The 18,857-nt window shown below is 57.8% G+C and carries 18 protein-coding genes; 15 read left to right on the plus strand and 3 right to left on the minus strand.

Annotation, left to right across the window (positions count from 1 at the left end):
• Positions 1-19: 19 nt before the first annotated feature.
• The 5 genes from AB8996_RS05090 (at position 20) to murF (ending at position 5,832) form a co-directional block, all read left to right on the plus strand.
• Entirely contained in the window at positions 20-424 is a 405-nt protein-coding gene (locus tag AB8996_RS05090; protein ID WP_369297893.1) for a hypothetical protein, read from the plus strand.
• A 225-nt stretch (positions 425-649) separates the two neighbouring features.
• Positions 650-1,312 (plus strand): lysoplasmalogenase family protein, encoded by a 663-nt coding sequence (locus tag AB8996_RS05095; protein ID WP_369297894.1) that lies wholly within the window; start codon positions 650-652, stop codon positions 1,310-1,312.
• Between the two features lie 112 nt (positions 1,313-1,424).
• Positions 1,425-2,897: a UDP-N-acetylmuramoyl-L-alanyl-D-glutamate--2,6-diaminopimelate ligase gene (locus AB8996_RS05100; RefSeq protein WP_369297895.1), complete on the plus strand. Its 1,473-nt coding sequence runs from the start codon at positions 1,425-1,427 to the stop codon at positions 2,895-2,897.
• A 78-nt stretch (positions 2,898-2,975) separates the two neighbouring features.
• Positions 2,976-4,310: an aminopeptidase C gene (locus AB8996_RS05105; protein ID WP_369297896.1), complete on the plus strand. Its 1,335-nt coding sequence runs from the start codon at positions 2,976-2,978 to the stop codon at positions 4,308-4,310.
• A gap of 145 nt (positions 4,311-4,455) precedes the next feature.
• Entirely contained in the window at positions 4,456-5,832 is a 1,377-nt protein-coding gene (gene murF / locus AB8996_RS05110) for a UDP-N-acetylmuramoyl-tripeptide--D-alanyl-D-alanine ligase (protein WP_369297897.1), read from the plus strand.
• A gap of 139 nt (positions 5,833-5,971) precedes the next feature.
• Here murF and AB8996_RS05115 read toward each other — a convergent pair whose 3' ends face one another.
• On the minus strand, positions 5,972-7,387 hold the full coding sequence (locus AB8996_RS05115; protein ID WP_369297898.1) for an MATE family efflux transporter: 1,416 nt from the start codon (positions 7,385-7,387) through the stop codon (positions 5,972-5,974).
• Between the two features lie 357 nt (positions 7,388-7,744).
• Positions 7,745-7,879 (minus strand): hypothetical protein, encoded by a 135-nt coding sequence (locus tag AB8996_RS05120; RefSeq protein WP_369297899.1) that lies wholly within the window; start codon positions 7,877-7,879, stop codon positions 7,745-7,747.
• A 37-nt stretch (positions 7,880-7,916) separates the two neighbouring features.
• Here AB8996_RS05120 and AB8996_RS05125 point away from each other — a divergent pair, with 37 nt between their 5' ends.
• The 5 genes from AB8996_RS05125 to AB8996_RS05145 all read left to right on the plus strand — a co-directional run bounded on the left by AB8996_RS05125 (position 7,917) and on the right by AB8996_RS05145 (position 13,677).
• A complete protein-coding gene (locus AB8996_RS05125) occupies positions 7,917-8,468 on the plus strand; it encodes a flavodoxin family protein (RefSeq protein ID WP_369297900.1) in 552 nt (183 codons plus the stop codon).
• Between the two features lie 40 nt (positions 8,469-8,508).
• On the plus strand, positions 8,509-9,552 hold the full coding sequence (locus AB8996_RS05130) for a M42 family metallopeptidase (protein ID WP_369297901.1): 1,044 nt from the start codon (positions 8,509-8,511) through the stop codon (positions 9,550-9,552).
• 111 nt (positions 9,553-9,663) lie between these two features.
• Positions 9,664-12,291 carry an alanine--tRNA ligase gene (gene alaS, locus AB8996_RS05135; RefSeq protein WP_369297902.1) on the plus strand — a complete coding sequence of 876 codons (2,628 nt, stop codon included), beginning with the start codon at positions 9,664-9,666 and terminating at the stop codon, positions 12,289-12,291.
• Between the two features lie 186 nt (positions 12,292-12,477).
• Complete coding sequence (locus tag AB8996_RS05140; RefSeq protein WP_369297903.1) at positions 12,478-12,834, plus strand: histidine triad nucleotide-binding protein; 357 nt, start codon at positions 12,478-12,480, stop codon at positions 12,832-12,834.
• Positions 12,835-13,137: 303 nt separating this feature from the next.
• Positions 13,138-13,677, plus strand: coding sequence for a phosphoribosyltransferase family protein (locus AB8996_RS05145; protein ID WP_369297904.1), 540 nt, complete (start codon positions 13,138-13,140; stop codon positions 13,675-13,677).
• 33 nt (positions 13,678-13,710) lie between these two features.
• On the opposite strand, the gene AB8996_RS05150 is transcribed toward AB8996_RS05145, so the two are convergent.
• Positions 13,711-13,857, minus strand: a complete 147-nt coding sequence (locus AB8996_RS05150) for a hypothetical protein (protein WP_369297905.1) — start codon at positions 13,855-13,857, stop codon at positions 13,711-13,713.
• Between the two features lie 36 nt (positions 13,858-13,893).
• On the opposite strand from AB8996_RS05150, the gene AB8996_RS05155 reads away from it, so the two are divergent.
• From AB8996_RS05155 to AB8996_RS05175, 5 genes are read left to right on the plus strand one after another with little or no spacing between them, the layout of a single operon-like run.
• Positions 13,894-15,966 (plus strand): ComEC/Rec2 family competence protein, encoded by a 2,073-nt coding sequence (locus tag AB8996_RS05155; RefSeq protein WP_369297906.1) that lies wholly within the window; start codon positions 13,894-13,896, stop codon positions 15,964-15,966.
• On the plus strand, positions 15,954-17,039 hold the full coding sequence (gene holA / locus AB8996_RS05160) for a DNA polymerase III subunit delta (protein WP_369297907.1): 1,086 nt from the start codon (positions 15,954-15,956) through the stop codon (positions 17,037-17,039). Before AB8996_RS05155 ends, holA begins: the two co-directional genes overlap by 13 nt.
• Positions 17,036-17,644 (plus strand): toprim domain-containing protein, encoded by a 609-nt coding sequence (locus AB8996_RS05165; RefSeq protein WP_369297908.1) that lies wholly within the window; start codon positions 17,036-17,038, stop codon positions 17,642-17,644. The genes holA and AB8996_RS05165 overlap by 4 nt, the downstream gene beginning before the upstream one ends.
• Entirely contained in the window at positions 17,645-18,088 is a 444-nt protein-coding gene (locus tag AB8996_RS05170; RefSeq protein ID WP_369297909.1) for a DivIVA domain-containing protein, read from the plus strand.
• A gap of 18 nt (positions 18,089-18,106) precedes the next feature.
• Positions 18,107-18,850, plus strand: a complete 744-nt coding sequence (locus tag AB8996_RS05175) for a CBS domain-containing protein (protein ID WP_369297910.1) — start codon at positions 18,107-18,109, stop codon at positions 18,848-18,850.
• Positions 18,851-18,857 lie beyond the last annotated feature (7 nt).

Raw genomic sequence — 18,857 nt, forward strand, 5'->3', positions numbered from 1 at the left:
GAATCGGGGGAGGGAAATCATGAAATGGCTCAAAAGGACCGGGTTGGCGCTGTTGCTGCTGCCGGTGGTTCTGGCTGCGGTTCTTATCCTGTATGAGCTTTTCGGGATGTGCGTCAATCATGCCGCCACCCGGCGGCAGACGGATACGCTGAAAGCTCATTTGCAGCAGGAGCTTTCTGACATGGAAATCAAAGAGGTGTATTCGGAAACGGGGAATACCTCGGGCACGGGGAACCATGTGGACTGCCTGTCCACCGTGCTGTTTTCCACCGCTGTGCCGGAGAAGGAAGTGAAAAGCAGGCTGTCCCAATACTATGATTTCAGCGACGAATGGCATTGTTACCTTCAAAAAACTTCGGACACCGAGTATCTGTTTTATCTCAACACCGCCGCCCCTTTTGCAGATAACATCGAGGGGCATTGAGAAAAGGCGGAAAAGTGTCCTCCCGCGGCAGGCTTTGCAGCTGCAAGGTCTGCTTTTCTTGTATGAAAGGTGTACTGCCGTAAAATCAAAGAGAAAACCCGCGCTCTTTTCCCGGCGCCGGGTTTCTTTTTGTTTTTGGTTGAATCCAAAGGGGAAAGCGAATATAATGAAAAACAGAAGCACGGTGCAGGAGCCTTAACAGGCAAGCTGTAAGGAGGAGAAAAAATGGATTTAAGGCTGTATTTGGGAATGTATTCCTGTGTGGCTCTGCCGCTTTGGGGCGCTGTTTTCGCGCTGTATTTTATCCTGCGGCGGAATGGGCTGGCGCGGCAGAGCCTGATCGCCAAATGCGCCGGAACCTTCCTGGCGGTGGGCTCCGCGGGAGTGGCGCTGTGGCTGAAAGGGGAAAACCCGTTTTGCCACCCGTTTTTCTGGTTCTTTGTGCTGTGCATGGCGGCGGACGCCCTGCTGGAGCTGCATTTCCTGTCGGGTATGCTGCTGTTCGGGGTCGCCCATGTGTGCTGGATCGTAGAGATGTTAGAGAATATTCCCATGAGCATACGGTGGAGCCTGCCCATCTGGGTGATTACCATGGTCGCGGCGCTGATATTGTTCCGCCGGGAGCTGCCTAAAATGGGGGTGCAGGCGGTGTTCTGCTGCTTATATGTGGGAATTTTGGCGGCTTCCCTGGCGATCTGCCTGCCGCTGCCGTGGATCTGGGGCAAGGCGGGAATGCTGATTTTCTCCGTGGGAATGCTCAGCTTCTTCGTATCCGACATGATGGTGGCAAAGGCTCAGTTTTCCCAGCTGGGAGATAAGCTGCAAAAGCCGATCATGTTCCTGTACTGGCTGGCGCTGTACCTGCTTTCCTGCACCCTGTGGCTGTAGACCGGGCGCCCGGTTTTATTGACAATTCACAAAAAAGAGACTATGATGGACAGTATCAGCGGACGGTCCGCAGGGGCGCGCTGGGGCAATCTGCCGGGAAGGATGGAGGACCATGCTCTTATCAAAGCTTTTGACCTCGCTGGAAGTGACAGCGCAGGCGGAGAACGGCTTCCGGGACGCGGAAGTGACCGATGTGGTGTACGATTCCCGGCAGGCGAAGCCGGGCTGTGTGTTCGTGTGCCTGCGGGGAGCCTCCTCCGATGGGCACCGCTATGCCGCCGGGGCTGCGGCTGCCGGCGCTGTTGCCGTTGTAGCGGAGGAGCCGGTGGACGCGGGTGGGGCGCAGGTCGTTCTCGTGCCGGACACCAAGGCGGCGCTGGCGCTGCTCAGCGCGGCGTTTTTCGGCAACCCCGCCGAAAATGATATCACGGTGATCGGCATAACCGGGACCAAGGGAAAAACCACCACCGCCTACATGGTGCGGGCAATTTTGGAAGCCGCCGGGTATAAGACCGGGGTCATCGGCACCATCGGCGTGCTGATTGGCGATACGCTGATCAAAACGGAAAACACCACGCCCCAAAGCTATGACGTGCAGAAATATCTCCGTCAAATGGCGAACGAGGGCTGCAAATACTGCGTGATGGAGGCTTCCTCCATTGGGCTGAAGGACAAAAGAGTGTACGGCTTCCCCTTTGCCGTGGGGGTCTTTACCAATTTTTCGGAAGACCACATCGGCGGCGTGGAGCACAGGGATATGCAGGAATACATGGAGTGCAAGGCGATGCTGTTCTCCATGTGTAAAACAGGCGTCATGAATCTGGACGACCCGAATCTGGAGGGCATTCTGCAGGGGCACACCTGTGAGGTAAAGACCTTTGGCTTTTCGGAAAACGCGTGGCTGCGCGGCGCGAACTGCCGCCACCTGAACCGCCCCGGTTTCCTGGGAATCGCCTTTGAGGTGTCCGGCGCCATGGAATTTACCGCCGAGGTGGGGATACCCGGCAAGTTCAACGCCTATAACGCCCTTGCCGCCATGGGCTGCTGCAGGGCGCTGGGAATTTCGGAGGAAGCCATGAAGCAGGGGCTTTCCACCGTGAAGGTAAAAGGGCGGGTAGAGCCCGTGCCCGTACCGGGGAATTACACGCTGCTGCTGGATTATGCCCACAACGGGGTCGGCATGGAAAACATTCTTACCACCCTGCGGGAATACAATCCCCACCGCCTGATCTGCATGTTCGGCGCGGGAGGGAACCGCCCCAGGGTGCGGCGGTACGAGATGGGGGAGGTCAGCGGCAGGCTGGCGGATTTGTCCGTGCTGACGGCTGACAATTCCCGGTTCGAGAATGTGCTGGACATCATCGAGGACATCAAAACCGGCATGAAGAAAACCGATGGAAAATATATAGAGATACCAGATCGCCGGGAGGCGATCCGCTGGTGTTTGGAAAACGCGGAGGACGGCGATATCATCGTGCTGGCAGGCAAGGGGCACGAGGACTATCAGGAGATCGAGGGGAAGAAATACCCCTTTGACGAGCGGGTGGTCATCAGGGAGCTGCTGGAGGATAAAAAGCAGCAGTAACGCGGCGGCAGGAAGGCTGTGAATGCGTTCCAGCCTTTTTGAAAATAAAAACAGATTGATAAGGAAAGGGTTATCGAAATGGAAAAAAAGATCACAACAGAACAGCTGGCAGCTTTTGAAAAGGACTTTGCCGCCGACCCCGCAAAGCGGGTGGCACAGCTCGCTGTTACAGCCAACGGCGTCAACAAATCGGCGGTGAACCCCTTTGCGCGCAGAGAGATCAGGCACCAGTTCTCCATTCAGCTGGAAACAGGAAAGATCACCAACCAGAAAGCTTCCGGCAGGTGCTGGATGTTCGCCGCCCTGAACACGATGCGGGTGGAGGTCATGCACAAGCTGAATTTGGAGCATTTTGAGCTGTCCCAGAACTACACGCTGTTCTATGACAAGCTGGAAAAGGCAAATTATTTTCTGGAAAACATTCTGGACACTTTGGAGGAGCCTACCGAAGGCAGGCTGATCTCCCACCTGCTGCGCGACCCGCTGGGCGACGGCGGTCAGTGGGATATGCTGTGCAACCTCATTGAAAAGTACGGCGTTGTCCCTAAGGACGCTATGCCGGAAACCGCCTGCTCCTCCGCCACCCACGAGGTGACCTCCCACATGACCCGGAGACTGCGGGAATTTGCCTGCAACCTGCGGGAAGCGCATGCCGCCGGGAAGTCTGCCGAAGAGCTGCGGGAGCAAAAAGAGGCGATGCTCTGCAACATTTACAATATGCTGTGCATTGCTTTTGGAAATCCGCCCCAGACCTTTACCTTTGAGACCAGGGATAAGGATAAAAAGTTTATCCGTGACGAAAATCTGACGGGACCGGAGTTTTTCAAAAAATATGTGGGCTGGAACCTGAACGATTACGTGAGCCTGATCAACGCGCCCACCGCCGACAAGCCCTATCACAGGACTTATACCGTGAAGATGCTGGGCAACGTGAAAGAGGGCAGACCTGTAAAGTATCTGAACTTGCCGGTAGAAGACCTGAAAAAAGCGGCTATCGCCCAGATGAAGGACGGTCAGCCCGTATGGTTCGGCTGTGATGTAGGGCAGTCCTCCAGCAGGGAGGGCGGCATTATGGACCTGGAAGCGCTGCACGTTGACGACCTGTTCGGTACCACCTTTGGCATGAACAAGGCGCAGCGGCTGGACTACGGCGAAAGCCTGATGACCCATGCCATGGTGTTCCAGGGTGTGAATCTGGACGAAGCGGGAAATCCCACCCGCTGGAGAGTGGAAAACAGCTGGGGTAAGGACGCCGGAGAAGAGGGCTACTATGTCATGAGCGACGATTGGTTCTCCGAGTACACCTACCAGGTCGTGGTGAATAAAAAGTATCTGACGGAAGCGCAGCAGAAGGAACTGGAGCAGGAGCCCACCGCCCTGGAACCCTGGGACCCCATGGGTTCGCTGGCATAAGGGCAGTAGTTAGCTGTTAGTAATTAGTTGTTAGAAAGCGGCTGCGCCGCACCCAAGCCGGGAAGGCAGCGAGTTACAACCAACAACTAAATACCCTTATCCAGAATCCACAATCCAGAATCTAGTGTCTAAAAGGGGGTGCAGTATGCGAATCAAACTTTCCGAAATCGTCAAAGCCGCAGGCGGCAGGCTGCTGTGCGGCGAAGAGACCACCGCCGTCACAGCCTTTTCCACAGACAGCCGGGAAATGAAAGCCGGCGTGATGTTCGTCCCCATTCGGGGCGAGCGCACGGACGGGCACCGCTATCTTGGCATGGCGTTCGACAATGGCGCGGCGGCTGCCTTTACCGAGGAAGAACCCCCGGCAAGCGAGCTGCCTTTGTGGGAGAACCGCCCGCTGGTGCTGGTGAACGACTGCCGGGCGGCGCTGCAGAAGACTGCCGCGTGGTACCGCAGCCAGTTTACGATCCCCATTGTGGGGATCACGGGCAGCGTGGGGAAGACTACCGCCAAGGAAATGGTCGCTCAGGCGCTGACCGCCACCGGGAATGTCCACAAAACGGCAGGCAACCAGAACAGCCAGGTGGGCGTGCCCATCACTGTCTGCGGGCTGAAAAAGGAGCATACCGCTGCCGTGGTGGAAATGGGGGTCAGTATGCCCGGGGAAATGGCGCGCATTGCCGCCGTGGTGAAGCCCACCTGCGCCGTGATGACCAATATCGGCGTGTCCCACATTGAATATATGAAGACCCGGGAAAATATTCTGGCGGAAAAAGCCCATATCGCGGATTATCTTCCATCGGACGGCGTGCTGTTCGTCAACGGCGACGACGACCTGCTGCCCACTCTGAAGCAGACGGGCACCCATAAGATCGTCACCTTCGGCATTGACGCCCCCTGCGATTGGCGGGCTTCCTCCCTGCGGGAAGCGGATAAGGGAACGTTTTTTACCTGTGTCGGTCCCGGCGGGGAGCGGCAGGAGATGTTCGTTCCCGCCGCCGGGCAGCACAATGTCCGCAACGCGCTGGCGGCTATGGCGGTGGCGCGGTACTTGAAGGTCCCCGCGGAGGACGCCGTGCGGGCGATCGGCGCGTACAAAGCCCCTGCCATGCGGCAGCAGATCAGCGAATGCGGCGGCTTGACCCTGATCGATGACAGCTACAACGCCAGCCCCGATTCCATGCGCAGTGCCTTGGACGTGCTGGCAAGCCGGAGCAATCCGGGCAGGAAAGCGGCGGTGCTGGCGGATATGCTGGAACTGGGGGATTTCTCCAGGGAAGGGCACTTTGCAGTGGGAAAATACGCCCGGGAAAAGGGCGTGGAGCTGCTGGTTGCCGTGGGGGAACTGGCAAAGGACATTGCCGCCGGATATGGCGATACGGCGCGTTGGTTTGCCACCAACGGAGAAGCATATGCGTTTTTGAAAGAAGAGCTTCAAGCCGGAGACGCCGTGCTGGTGAAAGGCTCCCGTGGAATGCGGACCGATGAGATCGTAACGGCGCTGAAAGAGGATTTTACTTAAAACCCCCTGTCCGACTTCAGGAAAAGCAAGGATCAAGAATATGGAAAAAGCCCCTGAGAGCAGTCTCTCAGGGGCTTTTCGTATGTTGAAACGGAGAAATAAAAGGTAGGTTCTGTGCAGCGCTTGCAGTGCCGCCTTCTTACGGCTTTTCTTCAGAAGCAGGCAGCTTTTCGGTTTCCTGATCCTGGAACAGGTTGTCGCGGGTAATGTTTTTCAGCCATTTCTTGCTGCGGTAGTGGTGAATGACAAAGGGCCATTTCACAAATTCATCGGTGCAGAGCAGGAAATAGACCCACAGCGGGGGCAGCTTCAGCAGGGCGGCGGCAATAAAGCCAAGGGGCACGGCGTAGACCCACATGTCGATCAGATCGCACCAGAAGCCGAACCGGCTGTCGCCCCCTGCCCGGAACACGCCGGCGATCAGGGTCGTGTTCAGCGCAGCGCCCAGCACATAGTAGGAATTGATGAGCAGCATGACCTTCAAATAATGCTTGCCGGTCGCGGTCAGATCGGCAAAGCCCAGCACGATGGGCATGGAGAGTAATACGATCACCCCGCCGATCAGCCCGGCGATGACGGTGAGCCTGACAATCTTTTTCGCGTCTGCTTCCGCTTCCTCCATTTTGTTGTCCCCAAATTTCTGCCCCAGCAGAATGCCGCCGGCATTCGCCATGCCAAAGCAGAGAATGGTGCCGAAGTTCCGCACCACCACGGCAAGGGAGTTGGCAGCCACGGCGTCATTCCCAAGGAACTGCCCGATAATGACGGAATACATGGAGAAGCCCAGCCCCCAGACCACGTCGTTTGCCATGGCGGGCATTGCCATCTTCATAAAGTCCGAAAGCAGCTCCTTGCTGCGCAGCAGCATATAGGAAAGCTTTAGCTTCACATTGGTGCTTTTCGCGGAAACGATAAAGCACAGCACCAGCTCCAGCACTCTGGAAATGGAGGTGGCAAGCGCCACGCCGGCGGCTTCCATTTTCGGGGCGCCGAACAGCCCGAAGATGAACACCGCATTTAAGATGATATTCAGGGTGAAGGCAAAGGTGTTAAGGGCGGTGCTGACCGCTACCCGCCCAATGCTGCGCAGCACGGAAAGGTACACCTCTGTAAGACCCCAGCACAGATAGGCGACGCTCAGGATACGCAGGTAGGAAGCGCCGATGGTCACAAGCTCCGGGTCATGGGTGAACACCCTCATCATCAGCTCTGGAATGGTGAGAGAAGCGGCGGCAAACAAAACGGCAACGATCATGGAGAACCGCAGGGCGATGCCCTCCACCACGTCAATGGCGCGTTGGTCCCCCTTGCCGTAATACTGGGCGCACAGCATGGTAGCGCCTGTTCCCAGCCCGTAAAAAACCATGAACAGGATACTGGTGTAGTTCGCTGCCAGCGATACTGCCGAAATGTTGGACTGCCCCACAAAATTGAGCATGACCACATCGGCGGAGTTCACCGCGGCGCTCAAAAGGTTTTGCAGCACAATGGGAATGACCAGCTTTCCGATCTGGGAATAGAAGCTGTTCTTCTGAAGCCCGATCTTTTTTGTCATAAACCGAAACACTTTCCTTTCTTTGCCCGGAAGAAGGAAGCAATTCCATGTACTTCCGCTTTTCCAGAAAAATCCTCTCCCACTCCCCTGAAAGAAAGAGAGCAATACATCACCCAGTATATCGGGGAATGGGAGGTTTTGTCAACAGGCGGCGAAGAAAATTCCCCATGGGCGGTGCGCCGCAGGGACTGTTTCCCAAAAAGGGATTGACAGCGCCGGGCGGAAAGACTATAATACAACTAATTTCATACAGATGATCCGTGCGGAGAAGATGTGTTCCGGCACCATGCAGAGAGACGGCGCAAGGGTGAAAGCCGTTTGGGAAAGGAATTGCAGGCCGCTCCCGCCATCGCAGGCTTACATGGCGCGATTCGGCACGGCTGCCGCGAGGAGCGGCGGCGTATCCCGGCGATAACGGGAAAAAGCGGTCAGGAAGGAGCCTTTCGGTTTCTTCCGGCAATTTGGGTGGTACCACGGACCTGTCCGTCCCATGAGGGAGCGGACAGGTCTCTATTTTTTTGGAGGGAACATGGAAACACTGGTTCTGAACGGTTCTCCCCGTGCGAACGGCGACACCGTTTCGCTGGTAAAGGCTTTGGGCGACCTTTTGCCGGGAAAGCTCACCGTGATAAACGCTTTTTCCCATGAGATCGCTCCCTGCACGGACTGCCGTTACTGCTGGAAGCACCCCGGCTGCGCGAAACAGGACGGCTGGGTGGAGGTGGACAGGGCGCTGCGCACCTGTGACGGCGTTGTACTTGCTTCGCCCATCTATTTTTCCGAGCTGACAGGACCGCTTCTGAGCGTGCTCAGCCGGCTGCAGCAATACTACTGCGCCAGGGTGTTCCGGGGAGAGGAAAGCCCGTTCCCCCGCAGGAAAGGCGGTCTTTTACTGGTGGGCGGCGGCGACGGCAGACCGCAGCGGGCGCGGGAAACGGCGGAAACGCTGCTGCACCAAATGGGCTGTCAGGATATTTTCCCTGCCATTGTCTGCCACAATACCAACCGCTTTCCGGCGCTGAGCGAGCCGGGGGTGCGGGAACAGCTTCAGGCGCTGGCGGACTTTTTGCAAGGGGAATAGATTTTTGACCACATCATTTTTAGAAAAGGAGATATGCGGAATGGCTGAAATCAACTACTGCGTGGAGCAGCTGAAAAAGCTTTGCGCCATTGACAGCCCCTCCGGCTTCACGGAGCGGGCGGCGGATTACTTATTGGAGGAGCTGACCCGCTTGGGCTATGCCCCCAAGAAGACCAGAAAGGGCGGCGTCGCCGTGTGCCTGGGCGGCAGCGTGGCAGACCCGCAGGAGCCTGACGGGCTGCTGCTGATGGCGCATGTGGACACCCTGGGCGCCGTAGTGCAGTCCATCAAGGGCAACGGGCGGCTGAAGCTTTCCCCGGTAGGCGGCTTGCAGGCGGAAAACTGCGAGGCGGAGAACTGTGTGATCTACACCCGGGAGGGGAAAACCTTTACCGGCTGTTTGCAGCTTTGCGACGCTTCCGCCCACGTGAACCGGGAATACGGAGAGAAGAAGCGCCAATTTGCCGGTATGGAAGTGGTGATCGACGAGCCTGTGAAGAAGCCGGAGGATACCCGGAAGCTGGGCATCGAGGTGGGGGATTTCGTGTGCTTTTCTCCCCGTACGGTGGTAACGGAAAGCGGCTATATCAAAAGCCGGTTCCTGGACGACAAGCTCAGCGCGGCGATTTTGCTGGCATATGCAAAGGAGCTGAAGGAAAAGAACGCAACCCTCAAACGAAAGGTGTACCTGCACTTTACCGTGTACGAGGAGGTAGGTCACGGCGCGGCGGCTTCTGTGCCGGAGGACGTATCGGAGATCGTCAGCGTGGACATGGGCTGCGTGGGCGAGGGCTTGCAGTGTACGGAGCGGGAGGTTTCCATCTGCGCCAAGGATTCCGGCGGTCCGTATGATTATACCGTCACCACCGCTTTGGTGCAGGCGGCAAAGCAGGCGGGAGCATCCTTTGCCGTGGACGTGTACCCCTATTACGGCTCAGATGCGGAGGCTGCCCTTTCCGCCGGGTATGACGTTCGCCACGGGCTGATCGGTCCCGGCGTGTACGCCTCTCACGGCTATGAGCGCTCCCATGTGGACGGCGCGGAAAATACCCTGAAGCTTTTGTGGGCTTACACGGTGAAATAATCGCGGAGCAAAAGTACCGGGCTTCTCCGAGCCAGTGCGCACTTTCGTTCCTAATACCACAATAAAAATGGAAATTCAAATTTTGAGGAAAGAAACAGGAGGTTATACAACATGAAATGGACAGGACTCAATGAATTGCGGGAAAAGTATCTGGAGTTTTTTGAGAGCAAGGATCACCTGCGGCTCCCAAGCTTCTCGCTGATCCCCCAGGGAGATAACAGCCTTTTGCTGATAAACTCCGGCATGGCGCCTATGAAGAAATACTTCACCGGCGAGGTCACGCCGCCCCGGGTCAGGGTGACTACCTGCCAGAAATGTATCCGCACCCCGGATATCGACAGCGTGGGCATTGACGACCGGCACGGCACCTTCTTTGAAATGCTGGGGAATTTCTCGTTCAACGACTACTTCAAGAAAGAAGCCATCTTCTGGGCATGGGAATTTTTTACAAAGGTTCTGGAAATGCCGCCGGAAAAACTTTATATCACCGTCTATCTGGAAGACGATGTGGCGTGGGATATCTGGACGAAGGAGGTAGGTATCCCCGAAAGCCATATGCGCCGCATGGGCAAGGAGGACAATTTCTGGGAGCACGGCTCCGGTCCCTGCGGCCCCAGCTCTGAAATCTATTTTGACCGGGGTCCCGAGCACAGCTGCGGCAAGCCCACCTGCGATGTGGGCTGTGACTGCGACCGCTATGTGGAAATATGGAACCTGGTGTTCTCCCAGTTCAACAACGACGGCAAGGGAAATTACACCCCGCTGGGTCGGGAAAATATTGATACCGGCATGGGGCTGGAACGGCTTGCCTGCGTCATGCAGGACGTGGACAACCTGTTCCTTGTGGACACCATGCAGAATATTATGAAGCACGTGTCGAAAATTTCCGGCGTGGAATATGGCGCCAATGAGAAAACCGACATTTCCCTGCGTATCATCACCGACCATATCCGCAGCACGGTATTTATGATCGGCGACGGCGTGCTGCCCAGCAATGAGGGCAGGGGCTATGTGCTCCGCCGTCTGCTGCGCCGGGCTGCCCGTCACGGCAAGCTGCTGGGCATCAACGGACCTTTCCTGACGGAGGTCGCGGACACGGTGCTCCAGGAAAACGGCGGCGCATATCCCGAGCTGCTGGAAAAGGAAGTCACCATCAAAAAGGTGATTTCCTTTGAGGAGGAAAGCTTTGCAAAGACCATCGACCAGGGGCTTTCCCTGCTGAACAGCTTTATCGACCAGGCGGATTCCAGGATTTTTTCCGGCGATAACGCCTTTACCCTCAGCGACACCTACGGCTTCCCGCTGGACCTGACCAGGGAGATCCTGGCAGAGCGGGGCATGGAGGTAGACGAGGATCGGTTCCGGGAGCTGATGCGCCAGCAGAAGGAGCGGGCAAGGAATGCCAGAAAGGACGCGGGCGCGGACGCCTGGAAGGGCGAAAACACCGCTGCCGCAGGGCTGCCTGCCACCAATTTTGTGGGCTATACCGAGCTGAAAGCCACCGCAAAAGTAATTGCCATTATCAGGAGCGGCGAGCGCGTGGATACTGCTGAAGCGGGCGAAGAGGTTTCCGTCGTGCTGGACACCACCCCCTTCTACGGCGAGGGCGGCGGTCAGGTAGGCGACAGCGGTGCGCTGGAGGCGGAAGGCGTTTCCGTGGACGTGGTGGACACCACCAAGCACGAGGGGATCTATCTCCACCGCAGCGTGGTGTCCGAGGGCACCCTGCGGGTGGGCGATACGGTAAACGCTGTGCTGGACTCCATGCGGCGCAAGGCGATCATGCGGAACCACACGGCGGCGCATTTGCTGCAGGCGGCGCTGCGCAAGGTGCTGGGCGACCACGTGGAGCAGGCGGGTCAGCTGGTGAACGAGCAGCACGTGCGGTTCGACTTTACCCATTTCTCCGCCATGACTCCCGAGGAACTGGCGGCGGTAGAAATGCTGGTCAACGATGAAATTTTGAAAGCCGTTCCCGTCTCCATGGTGGAAATGCCCATTGAGGAAGCAAAAAAGAGCGGCGCCATGGCGCTGTTCGGTGAAAAATACGGCGACATTGTCCGGGTGGTCTCCGTGGAGGACGGCTTCTCCAAGGAATTCTGCGGCGGCACCCATATGGACAACACCTCCCGGCTGGGGCTGTTCAAGATCGTGTCCGAGGCTTCCGTAGCCTCCGGCGTGAGAAGGATCGAGGGCGTTACCGGCGCAGGTGTGCTGGCGGTCCTGGCGGCGCAGAACCTGTCCCTGCAGGAAACCGCCCAGGCGATGAAGGTGCTGAACCCGGCGGACCTGCCCATGCGCGCCAAGCAGGTGATGGGAGAGCTCAAGGAAAAGGATAAAACCATCGAAGAGCTGAACGCGAAGATCGCTTCTGTCAGAATGTCCGGCATTTTCGAGAACGCGCAGGAGATCGAAGGCATCAAGGTGGTATTCGCCTTGCTTTCCGGCACGGACGGCAACGCCCTGCGGGCGCTGTGTGACCGGGCAAAGGATATGGCGGAGCCCATTGTAGCCGTCTTTGCAGGCGTCAGCGGCGGCAAGGCTTCCCTGGCGGCAGTGTGCAGCAAGGCGGCGCAGGAGAAAGGGCTGAAAGCCGGCGCGCTGGTAAAGGAGGTCGCCATGATCACCGGCGGCAACGGCGGCGGCAGGCCTGATTTCGCCATGGCAGGCGCAAAGGACCAGACCAAGCTGGACGAAGCGCTGGCTGCCGTGCCCTCGCTGGTACAGGCTCAGCTTTAAGCTCACGGGGCTTTGCCCCGAACCCCATTCGCTTTTTGAAAAAAGCGGAGCAAAAACCTTTACGCCGCATGGGAGCCATATGGCAAAGCCATATGCCCCCATGCGGAGAAGAAGTTTCGTCCACCTTTTCAAAGGTGGTAGGGTGTGGGGTGAAACCCCACGACCTGAAAAAAGGAGCGTGTTATGATGGAAGACTGCATTTTCTGCAAAATAGCAAGGGGAGAAATTCCCTCCAATAAGGTATATGAGGACGAAACGGTTCTGGCGTTTTATGACCTTGACCCGCAGGCGCCTGTCCATGTGCTGCTGATCCCCAAGACCCACATTGCGTCCGCAAAGGAGATCACCCCGGAAAACAGCGGCGTGGTGGCGCATATTTTTGAGGTTGCCGCGATCCTGGCAAATGAATTGGGGCTGGAAAATGGGTTCCGCATAGTCAACAACTGCGGCAAGGACGGTATGCAAAGCGTGCAGCACCTCCATTTCCACCTGCTGGGCAAGCGCACTATGGGCTGGCCTCCCTTTCCCGAAAAAAGCTGCTAAACTTTTTTCGGAGAGGAAGAGCAGGTGAACTTACAAGCTTTCGCTTTTTCAAAGCGGAAGCCAGAAAGCGAGTCTTGCTCTGACGAGGGTGAGTAATCGGCAGAAAAGAGTAGAATAGCCTGACCGACCTCTTGCAATCTACTGGAAAAATATGCTACAATAATCAAAGTAGGAATGCCATGGAGCCATTCCGTGCTTCCGGCAAAAAGCCAGCCCGAAAAGTGGCGGCTGAATTGCGGAGAATGCTCCGCACAAGGAAGGTCCACGATCATCTCCGCGCAAGCGGAAAGGAGAGAATGTCGTATGGGAGAAGTTTATCAAATGAATATTGCCGGGTGTGACAGAAAGCTTCCTATCTGTCCCATCAATGAGCATATGGACATTGCGGGCTTCGTCATGTTCAGCGATGTGGAGATCACGGAGCGCACCGCAGCCGCTTTGCTGGAAAAGTGCCCGGAGCACGATGTGATCGTCACGGCGGAGTCCAAGGGGATCCCCCTTGCCTATGAAATGGCAAGGATCGGCTGCCGCAATTATGTGGTAGCGCGCAAGGGGATCAAAGCGTATATGGAAGACCCCATTCATGTGGAGGTGAAGTCCATCACCACCGACCACGTGCAGAAGCTGTACCTGTCCAAGGCGGACTGCGAAAACCTGAAGGGCAAGCGTATTCTGATCGTAGATGACGTGATCTCCACCGGGGAATCCCTGGCTGCCATGGAGGAGCTGCTCCATACCATCGGCGGCAAGGTAGTGGGCAAAGCCTGCGTGCTGGCTGAGGGCGACGCCAAGGATCGGACGGACATCATCTACCTTGAGCCGCTGCCCCTGTTCTTCAAGTAAGTGAAGCGTCCCTTTGCCCTGCTGGGAGGAGTATCATTTTCTGCCGTTATGCTGGCTGCCGTGCTGGAAGTCGGCTCGGTCATGATGCTTTCCTTTCTCTGTCTGGGCGCGGGCGCTGCCATATTGCTGACACTGGCGGTGCTCCGTCTGCGGAACGCTGCCGCAAATCGAACTCTGCAAAAACTCCCGCGGTCCTGCCGTCCGGGAGTTTTTTCCGTGCGCGGAGTATTTCTGGCTCTGGCGCTGCTGGTTGGCGCGTTCTGCCTGTTTCGGTACGCGAGGGAGTTTTCAGTCACCGTGGCTCCGATGGAACAGCTGGCGGGAACGGAAGCCCGTATTCGCGGCACGGTGCAGGATCATCCCAGCCGGCAATACGGGCGCTACTACTATCTTGTGAGGGTGGAGCGCCTTTCCGTGGACGGCGAAAGCCGGGAGCTGCCCCGTTTCACGCTGCGCGTCTCCACGGGAGCGCCCTTTGCCTGCCGCCCCTACGACACGCTGGAATGCACGGTGAAATTTCTTGCCTTCAGCGAGGAGGACGGGCTGTATTCCGGCAGAAATTCCTGGCTGGCTTCGGGAGTCTCGGCGCTGGCATATCTTTCCGATTACGAAACGGTGATGACGGCGCCCAATACCACGAGCCCGCCGGGGAAGCTGTTCGCTGAGCTGCGGCACACCGTCGGCAGGTCGTTTGAGAAGCATTTGCCCTCCGGGGAAAGCGGGCTGATCCGCGCCATGCTGCTGGGAGAACGGGACAGGGTTTCCGAAGAGGCGTACTGCAATTTCAAAGCCATCGGCGCTTCTCATCTGCTGGTGATCTCCGGGTTGCACATGGCGGCGCTGGGCGTGTTCCTTTCCCTGCTGTTCGGCACGCTGCCAATGCTTGGCAGAACGGGGAAGAATCTGCTGACCGCCGGAGCGGTGGTCGGGTTTCTGACGCTGACGGGCTTTCCCGTGTCGGCGGTGCGCAGCGGTATCATGTACCTACTGGCGCTTTTGGCGGACTGTCTCGGCAGGGAGCCTGACAGCGTGAATTCGCTGGGGTTTGCCGTGCTGGTCATCTGCGCGGTCAATCCCTTTTCCGGCGGCGACCTGGGCTTTGCGTTATCGGTGTCCGCCACATTGGGTATTTTATTGCTGGCAAACCCCATGACCGCCGGACTATTGGAGCTTGTGGCAAAGCGCCCAAGGTTCCAACGGCTCTGCGCGCCGGTGGCGTCTTCCCTGGGTGTGACCTGCTCCGCCATGCTCTTTACGCTGCCCATACAGCTCCTTGTGTTCCGCAGCGTCAGCCTGTTGGCGCCTTTGTCCAGCCTGCTGCTGGTGTTCCCCTGCACGCTGCTTCTGTATTGCTCCCTGCTGGCTGCCTTTTTCGGGCTGCTTCCGGCGCTGTCGCCAATGGCGGAGCCGTTTTTCTACTGTGCCGGAATGCTGGCGCGCTGCTCTATGGGCATTGCGGATCGGCTTGCCCGGCTGACCCGCAGTATGCTGGACTTATCCGACCCGGTGTGGGTCGTGGCTGTTTTGGGGATCGGCGCGGTGGCTGCTTTCGGATATTTTTTGAAGCGCAGCCGCCGGGCGGCCTGTACGGTCCTGGCAGGGCTGCTCCTGATTTTCAGCTGTGGGAGGGCTTTCGCGGCGGTACGGGAGGATACCGTTACAGTGGCGGCAACGGCGGATTCCTCCTGTGTGGTGCTGCTGCGGGGCAGCCGGGCGGCAGTGCTGACAGTGGGCGGCTTTCAGGAAAACGCCGCAAGGGAGCTGCTTACGCGAAACGGCGTGGAGCAGATAGAGCTGCTCTGCCTGCCGGAGCAGTCGGAAGAAGCCAATGAAGCGGCGGCGCAGCTGCTGGGCTGGTTCCCCGTGGAAAAGCTGGCGCTGCCGAAGGGCGCTTACCTGCGGCGGGATTTGGAAAGCTGCGCAAACAGGAGCGGATACTTTTGCCCTGAAAATGGGGAAACTATGGAGGTGCTGGGCGGGGTGAAGCTCACCTTCCTGAAAGATATGTCCCGCATTAGCGTCACGGCAAACAGCACGGAGATTTTGGTGGAGACCGGGGAGACGGGGACAGGAGAGTGCCAGATTTTATTTACCACGGCGGAGCGGACAAAAATCAATTCGGCATTTACCGTTTTGCAGAATGGTGATATAATAGAAAAATACAGGAAAGCGGAGCTTGCCCGGCTGCTGCCGGGGCGGTACCTGCTGCCGGAGGGAAACGGGCTTTTCATAGACCTGCTTTCGGACGGCGTGATCCGCTTCAGGGGGGACAGCATATGCCTGAAATAACGGAAGCTGAGCTGAAAAAGCAGCTTGCCGCCGATACATTTTCCAGCGTTTATCTGATCGCGGGAGAAGAAAAATATCTGGTAAAGCGGGCTGCCGGGCGGCTGATCAAACGGGCGGGCGGGGAAGCCTTCCCGGAATTTAACCTGCACGAATTCGGCAATGACTCCGGCGTGGACGGCATTTCCGACGCCGCCCAGGCGCTGCCCTTTTTTGCGGAGCACAAATGCGTGGCGGTGGCGGATTTCAACGTGGAGGAAAAGGACAGCGTAGAGCTGCAAAAGCTCTATGAGCTGCTGGACGTAACCCCCGACACCACCAGCCTGGTGTTTTGGTACCCCACCCTGGACTTCGACGGGAAAAAATCGGCAAAGTGGAAGAAATTCCAAAAAGCCGTCAGCGACAAAGGCTCTGTGCTACTTTGCGGCAGGCGCACCGGGGCGGAGCTGCAAAAGCTGCTGCTGCGGGAAGCGGAAAAGGCAGGGTGCGTTTTGTCCCGGCAGAATGCTTCCCGTATTCTGGACTATGCCGGGCAGGACGTGACCGCCCTGCTCCACGAAATGGAAAAGCTCTGCGCCTTTGCCCTGGGACAGGCGCAGGAGGGAGCTTTGCCCGCTGGGCAGCAGCCGGAGATCACCGTGGAGATGATCGAAGCCCTTGTGCCAAAAACCACGGAAACCACCGTGTTCCTCATGTCCAACGCGCTGGTGGCTGGGAACTATGAAAAGGCTTACAGCCTGCTGGACCTGCTGTTCTATCAGAACGAGGAGCCCATTGCCATTCTGGGGGCGCTGTCCTCCGCCTATGTGGACATGTACCGGGTGCGTGCGGCGCTGGAAAGCGGGCAGCCTGCTTCCGCCGCCGGAGCCTACGGAGAGTATAAGGGGAAAGAATTTCGGCTGAGGAATGCCGAGCGCAGCGCCAGGAGCCTGAAGCCGGAAGCGCTGCGCAGCAGCCTGGACCTGCTGCTGGAGGCGGATATGGCGCTGAAGGGCTCCCGGCTTTCCGGCAGGATCGTGCTGGAGGAATTGATCGCAAAGCTTCTGCTGGCGGCAAAGGGGGAGCGTGCCTCGTGATTCGGATCCGGGAAGCCGTTGTGGTGGAGGGCAAGTACGACAAGATCAAGCTTTCCTCCCTGCTGGACGGCACCATCGTGACGACAGACGGCTTCGGCATTTTCCGGGACAGGGAAAAAATGGCGTACCTGCGCCGTCTGGCGGAAAACCAGGGCTTGGTGGTGCTGACGGACAGCGACGGGGCGGGCTTTGTCATTCGGGGAAAAATTTCCTCCTGCATTCCCGCTTCCCAGCTGAAACATGCCTATATCCCCGACATTCCGGGAAAGGAGCGGCGGAAAGCAGCGCCCTCCAAGGAGGGAATGCTGGGGGTGGAGGGCATGGAGCTGCAAACGCTTCGGCAGGTGCTGCGGCGGGCAGGGGCGACCCTGCTGGAAGAAGAAAGCCCGCCTGAGAATGCCCATGGAAAGCTGACGAAAGCCGATCTGTACGAGATGGGGCTTTCCGGCAGAGAGGACAGCGCCCAGCGGCGGAAGGCTTTGCAAAAGGAGCTGGACCTGCCGGAACGCCTTTCGGCAGGGGGGCTGCTGCAGGCGCTGAACGCGCTGTACAGCGAGCAGGAATTATCCGTGCTGCGGGAGCGGCTTATAAAGGGGGACGTATAAATGAAGCTGACAAAACAGGCGCTGACATCGGTGAAATTCCGCACCAGGGGCAGGTGGTACCATGCAGGTCAGGTAGACGCTTTTTTGGAAGAGCTGCTGGTGGCGGTGGACGAAGCGGAACGGGGCATGGAAGAACACAAAAACATCGTCCGCACACTGACGAAGCAGCTGGAGGAAAGCAAAGGGGAGGTTTCCCGGCTGCAGCAGCAGGCAGCGGATCTCCGGCAAAGCGCGGAGCAGGCGAAAGCGGCGCTGGAAAAGGAAGCGCAGGCCGCTGCCGAACGAAAACTTCTGTGCCGGGAGCTGGAACGGGAGCGGGACAGGTTGATTCAGGATATCTGCGCGCTTCAGGATTTCCGGGAGGAGTTCCGCACTTCCATTCAGCGGGACGCGGATTCCCTGACAGAGCAGATAAAAGACCTTGGTTCCGACAAATTACTGTAAAGGAGAAAGCCTGTACAGATGGCAGAACAGCAGGAAAACAGGATCGCCCTCTTTTTGGATCTATACAAGCAGACAGAGGTCGCGTTGGAGGAAAAATATCGGAACGAGCACCGCAAATATACCAGCGTTGTGTATGAATTTCTACGGGACGACGAAAGCGCGCCCATTCGGGAAAAGCTGGATACCTGCCGGGAAATACGGAACCTGCTGACCCACAGCGCGAACATGGACGGCGAGCCTGTCGTCATGCCCTCCGCCGCGGTGGTGCGCGCCATGGAGGAGGTGCGGGACTATGTGTGCCGCCCGCCGCTGGCGCTGGAATATGCCACCCGGGGCGACCGGATCATCAAGGCAAATCTTGGGGAAAAGGTCCTACGGCTCATGGCGCTGATGGAAAAGAACGGGTATTCCCATATCCCCGTAATGCGGGAGGGCAGGTTTTATGGTGTGTTCAGCATTGGCTCGGTGTTCCGCTACCAGCTGCGGGGCGGGAAGCCGCTGACGGAAAGCACCACGCTGCGGGAAATCGGAAAATTCCTGGACGTGGGCGAGCATCTGGAAAATTATGAATTTGTTCCTAAAAACGCAAGCTACGGGTACGTCCGCAGGAAATTTGAACAGGTCAAGGGGAAAAACCAGCGGGTAGCCGTGATCTTTATTACAGAAAACGGCCGCCCAGGGGAACGGCTGCTGGGAATGCTGACCCCGTGGGACGTGCTGGGGGACCCGCACCCCCAAGCCGAAGCGGCGGAGGAAAGGTGAAACACGC

The sequence above is a fragment of the uncultured Neglectibacter sp. genome (assembly GCA_937958185.1).
In the GTDB taxonomy this organism is placed as follows: Bacteria; Bacillota; Clostridia; order Oscillospirales; family Acutalibacteraceae; genus Acutalibacter.